This window comes from Actinomycetota bacterium, from assembly GCA_005774595.1.
Lineage (GTDB): Bacteria > Actinomycetota > Coriobacteriia > Anaerosomatales > D1FN1-002 > D1FN1-002.
Window position 1 is genome coordinate 323 of the sequence record VAUM01000503.1, and the last position, 746, is coordinate 1,068.

General features: G+C 70.9%; 1 protein-coding gene and 1 pseudogene (1 of these 2 cut by a window edge). Both read left to right on the plus strand.

Annotated features, from left to right (window positions below; genetic code table 11):
• Nucleotides 1-146 (plus strand): annotated as a pseudogene (locus FDZ70_11275) (GAF domain-containing protein) (it extends 322 nt beyond the left edge of the window).
• On the plus strand, nucleotides 53-746 hold a 694-nt coding region (locus FDZ70_11280), incomplete at its 3' end, for an HD domain-containing protein (protein ID TLM65205.1). The pseudogene FDZ70_11275 and the gene FDZ70_11280, both read left to right, overlap by 94 nt.

Sequence of the window (746 nt, forward strand, 5' to 3'; positions counted from 1 at the left end):
GGCCATCCACTCCGGCATGGGCGTGGACGAGATCGCGACGGTCGTCCCGAGCGTGTTGGAGAAGTCGCTCGACTTCGACATCGGCGGCATGGCGATCACGGGTCACGGGCTCACCCGCACCACGATCATCGTGCGCTCCGTGGTGACCGACGCGGACGTGGACGCGGTCGTCGAGGAGGCCACCGGCCTGCCCACCGGCGACGAGGGCGAGCGCACCTACGTCACCCACCTCGGCGAGGTGCGGGGCGGCGGCGCGCAGCCGGACTGGAGCGTGCTGTCGGTGCCGCTCGCCATCCGCGACATCGCGATAGGCTTCCTGTTCGTGGCGTCGTCGGAGCCGGGCACGTTCGATGCCCACGCCGAGCGGCTCGTGCGCCGCCTCGCCGACCAGGCGGCGCTCGCCGTCGACCGCGCCGTGCTGCTCGAGCGCCTTCGCACCGACTACGCGCGCACGATCTCCGCGCTCTCGGTCGCACTCGATGCGGCCGAGTACCGCGAGACGGGCCACTCGGAGCGCGTCATGGACTACGCCATGGCCATCGGCGAGCGCCTGGGCCTGCCGCTCGAGGAGATCGAGCTGCTGCGCTTCGCCGGCCTGCTCCACGACGTCGGCAAGGTCGGGCTCTCGGAGGAGATCCTGCTCAAGCCGTCCAAGCTCTCCGCGGAGGAGATGGCGCGCGTACGGATGCACGCCGAGATCGGCGCCGGCATCCTGGAACAGATCGACTTCCTGAACGACATCGCGC